The organism is Trinickia sp. (assembly GCF_057351765.1).
This window is the reverse complement of the sequence record NZ_JBMRBK010000078.1, coordinates 1-4,155: the sequence shown is the minus strand read 5'-3', so window position 1 is coordinate 4,155 and position 4,155 is coordinate 1. Positions and strand designations below refer to the sequence as shown.

Below are 4,155 nucleotides of genomic sequence, written 5' to 3'. Positions count from 1 at the left end.
GAGCAAGCCGCATGCCAAGCGAGGCGGGCCGCTGCTCCGACTGGTCCAACTGGTCAGTCCAGTCGTTTCGCGTTGTCGGATGCGCACCGAAGCGGTGCGTTCATGCACGGTTTGTCGTCGTTATGCGTGGCTTTGGTGCGGATGCGTGCTCAAGTCGACCAGAGCCGCAGTGCGCGGGCCGGTACGCCGTGAACGATAGGGCGAAGTTCGGTCCAGCAGCGCTGCATCAGCAACTGGATGCCCTCCATCGATGCACCCAACGCGCGCACGAGCAGGAGGCCGCCCGGCAAAGCCGTCGCGCCCGCTCGCAACGTCGGGTCGAACGGCAGTTGCGCGGCCAGCGTCTCGGCGAGCTCGGGCGTGCAGGCGGGGCCCACGGCCCAGAGCGTGCCGAAGGCCGCGAAACCCGCCAGCCCTTGCGATGCATCGCGCAGCGCGTCGTCGGCGCGTAACGCGGCACGCTCGTGCCACAGCAACGGGCCGCGTTCACCGAGGCGAATCGCGGTGGTACTCGCGAATTCGCCCGCCGACCAACGCTCGCCGGCCGCCTGTCGCCCGAGCTGCGTGGCGTCCCAGCCGATCGCGGTGGCGTCTGGCGCGATCTCGAGTTCGAAGGCGAGCTGCGCCCGTGCCGAGTCGAAGACGATGTTGTTTTGCGGCAGCCAGTCGAGCTTCGCGCCCGAATCCACATGAAGCGCGATACGCTGCGCCGCGCTGCGTCCGTTGGCTTTGTACCATTTCGTCGCGCCGGGCGTCGTCAGTACGGCGTGCGCGCCGGCATCCAAACGGACATCGATGGCGAGTTGGTCGCCACCGGCGATGCCGCCGGGCGGGTGGACGATGACGGCATGGCAGATCGAGTGCCCTTCCGGATAGAGCGGGCGCTGCACGCGCAACGGCCCGACGTGGCGCCGCATCGAAAGCGTCGTTCGTTCGGCGCGGTAGGTGAATCCGAGCTCGAGTCGCGCATCCCAGCCGCTGGAGGTGGTGCCATGCGGAGTGGCCGGCGCGCCGGCGGCAGTGTCGGATGGCGCGCAAGCGTTGAGAGGGGTAGGGTGCGGCGAAAGCATTGCTGAACACTGAGAGACGGTGCCGCGAATCTACACGAAAGTGATTGGCAATGGCACATTCGAGCGGCAGGGGGCGCCTGCAGCGTGCGCCGCCGCCGTGCGGGGCGCGTATCGCATGGAATTTCAAACGGCGATCATCTCGCGTACGCCTTGCGCCTCCATCTCCGTGCCCATGCCGTTCGCGACGATCTCGCCGCGCCGCATGACCCAGTAGCGGTCGGCCAGCGAGCGCGCGAAGTCGTAGTATTGCTCGACGAGCAGCACCGTCATGCCCGTTTCGTCGACGAGCTGCCTCAGCGTGCGGCCGATCTCCTGGATGATCGACGGCTGAATGCCTTCGGTCGGCTCGTCGAGTATCAGCAGTTGCGGCTCGCTCATCAGCGCGCGGCCGATCGCGAGCTGTTGTTGCTGGCCGCCCGAGAGATCGCCGCCGCGGCGCTTTCTCATTTGCTCGAGCACGGGAAAGAGCGAATAGATCCGATCGGGCACCTGGGATACGGGCTTGCGGCTCGCGGCGCCCACGAGCAGGTTCTCTTCGACGGTGAGCCGCGCGAAGATTTCCCGCCCTTGCGGCACATAGCCCAGGCCTTGTGCGACGCGTGCATGCGGCGGCAATGTTTCGAGCGGCTGGCCGGCCCAGGCGATCGTGCCGCTTTTCGCACGCACGAGCCCCATCAGGCAGCGCAAAAGCGTGGTCTTGCCGACGCCGTTGCGCCCGAGCAGCACAGTCAGCGATCCTTTCGGCACCTCCATCGTCACGTCGCGCAGAATGTGGCTGCCGCCATAGAATTGGTTGAGCCCGGTGATGTTCAGCATCGACGTCTTCCTCGGTTCATCGGTTCATCGGTTCTTCGGTCTTTCTGTTCGCGTGCGAGCGTTGGTCCGTCTCAACGGCCGAGATACGATTCGATCACCGCATCGTTGCGCTTGACCTCGTCGAGCGTGCCGTCGGCCAGCACGCGCCCCTCCGCCATGACGGTGACACGTCCGCCTTCGCCGGCAAGCGCCGCGACGAACTCCATGTCGTGTTCGACGACGAGCATCGAGCACGTGCCGCGCAAGCGGTCCAGCAGGGCGGCGAGCGCCATCGTTTCGTCGTCGGTCATCCCGGCAGCGGGTTCATCGAGCAGTAGCAGCGCGGGCTGCTGCATCAGCAGCATGCCGATCTCGAGCCGTTGCTTCTGGCCGTGCGAAAGCTCGCCGGCAAGCCGGCGCGCCTGCGCGGCGAGGCCGATGGTCTCGAGCGTGGCTTCGATGCGCTGTTGCGCTTCGCGCGTCAGTTGCGCCCGTAGCGATGCCCACCAGCCCTTATCGGTTTTCATCGCCAGTTCGAGGTTTTCCCAGACGGGGTGCTGCTCGAACACGGTGGGCTTCTGGAACTTGCGGCCGATGCCCGTGCGCGCGATCGTGGGCTCGTCCATGCGCGTCAGATCGAGCGTCTGGCCCAGGAAGACCTTGCCGTGATCGGGCCGTGTCCTGCCCGTGACGACATCCATCATCGTGGTCTTGCCGGCGCCGTTCGGTCCGATCACGCAGCGCAGCTCGCCGGCGTCCAGCGATAGCGAAAGATTGTCGAGTGCGCGGAACCCGTCGAAGCTGACGGTGACATCCTCGACATAGAGAATCGTGCCGTGCGATACGTCGATTTCGCCGGGCGTCAGCACATGCGACATGGCCGCCGTGCCGGAGAGCGCGTGCAAATCGAGCGGGGTATCGGTGGAGGGCATCATGACTTCGATCTCCCCTCGATAAGCGTCGACGCACGAGCACCGGCTCGCGCGCCTTGCATGCGCGCAAGCAGCGTCTCGACAAGACCCGCGAGACCGCGTGGCATGACGAGCGGCACGATCACGAACAGCGCGCCGAGGAAAAAGAGCCAGTACTCGGCGAAGTAGGCCGTGAACAAGCTCTTGGCGCCGTTGACGGCGATCGCGCCCGCGATGGGCCCGAGCAGCGTGCCGCGTCCGCCGACGGCGACCCAGATCGCCATTTCGATGGAGTTGGCCGGCGACATCTCGCTCGGATTGACGATGCCGACTTGCGGCACATAAAGCGCGCCGGCGATCGCGCAGAGCACCGCGGACAAGGTCCAGACGAAGAGCTTGTAAGCAAGCGGGCTGTAGCCGAGAAACATGAGGCGCGTCTCGCTGTCGCGCATCGCGGTGACGACGCGCCCGAGCTTGGACACGACGATGGCGCGCGCCGCGATGAACGCCAGCACGAGCGTGGCGAACGTCAGCAAAAAGAGCACCGTGCGCGTGCCCGGATGCGTGATCGAAAAACCGGCGATGCGCTTGAAATCCGTGAAGCCGTTGTTGCCGCCGAACCCGGTTTCGTTGCGATAGAAGAGCAGCATCGCCGCATACGTGAGCGCTTGCGTGATGATCGACAGATACACGCCTTGCACGCGTGAACGAAACGCAAAGAAGCCGAACGTCCACGCGAGCAGCGCGGGGACCACCACGACGAGCGCGAGTGCGTAGGCGAGGTGCTCCGTGCCGTGCCAGTACCAGGGCAGCGCATGCCAGTTGAGAAACACCATGAAGTCGGGCAGATCGCTGCCGTAGACGCCATCGTGTCCGATCGAGCGCATCAGGTACATGCCGATGCCGTAGCCGCCGAGCGCGAAGAAGAGCCCGTGACCGAGGCTGAGAATGCCGCAGTAGCCCCAGACCAGGTCGAGCGCCAGTGCGGCGATCGCGTAACACATGAACTTGCCGCCGAGCGTCAGCACATAGGCCGAGAGATGAAACGGGCTCGATGCCGGCAGCACGAGCGACGCGAACGGCACACCGATGCCGATGGCAAGGACGAGTGCGAAAAGAGCGGCCCATGCCTGACGCGGCAACAAGGCGCGGCGTGGCGGCAAGCCGAGCGCGAAGCCGGCGCTGGCGTCGTTGCCCGCCAGTGCCGGCGCGGGGCCCGCGCTGGAATGAAGCGTGGTGGTGGAAGTCATGGCTTGCCTCATGCGCTGCGTCCTTTCAGGGCGAACAGCCCCTGCGGACGCTTCTGGATGAACAGCACGATCAGCACGAGCACGGCAATTTTCGCGAGCACGGGGCCCGAGAACGGCTCGATCGCCTTG

At 65.9% G+C, this 4,155-nt stretch carries 4 protein-coding genes; all 4 read right to left on the bottom strand.

From position 1 onward, the window contains the following. Nucleotides 1-149: 149 nt before the first annotated feature. Nucleotides 150-917 (bottom strand): urease accessory protein UreD, encoded by a 768-nt coding sequence (locus ACO1XS_RS21990; RefSeq protein WP_486391703.1) that lies wholly within the window; start codon nt 915-917, stop codon nt 150-152. 276 nt (nt 918-1,193) lie between these two features. Beyond that, a complete protein-coding gene (gene urtE / locus ACO1XS_RS21985; protein WP_486391702.1) occupies nt 1,194-1,886 on the bottom strand; it encodes an urea ABC transporter ATP-binding subunit UrtE in 693 nt (230 codons plus the stop codon). 71 nt (nt 1,887-1,957) lie between these two features. After that, nucleotides 1,958-2,797 carry an urea ABC transporter ATP-binding protein UrtD gene (gene urtD, locus ACO1XS_RS21980; protein WP_331571674.1) on the bottom strand — a complete coding sequence of 280 codons (840 nt, stop codon included), beginning with the start codon at nt 2,795-2,797 and terminating at the stop codon, nt 1,958-1,960. Further along, entirely contained in the window at nt 2,797-4,026 is a 1,230-nt protein-coding gene (urtC, locus tag ACO1XS_RS21975; protein WP_486391701.1) for an urea ABC transporter permease subunit UrtC, read from the bottom strand. The genes urtD and urtC overlap by 1 nt, the downstream gene beginning before the upstream one ends. Between the last annotated feature and the right edge of the window lie 129 nt (nt 4,027-4,155).

What these genes read in the sequence shown, in the direction of transcription:
- urtC (WP_486391701.1), bottom strand. Translation starts at nt 4,026, where the DNA reads ATGACTTCCACCACCACGCTTCATTCCAGCGCGGGCCCCGCGCCGGCA.
- ACO1XS_RS21990 (WP_486391703.1), bottom strand. Translation starts at nt 917, where the DNA reads ATGCGGCGCCACGTCGGGCCGTTGCGCGTGCAGCGCCCGCTCTATCCG.
- urtE (WP_486391702.1), bottom strand. Translation starts at nt 1,886, where the DNA reads ATGCTGAACATCACCGGGCTCAACCAATTCTATGGCGGCAGCCACATT.
- urtD (WP_331571674.1), bottom strand. Translation starts at nt 2,797, where the DNA reads ATGCCCTCCACCGATACCCCGCTCGATTTGCACGCGCTCTCCGGCACG.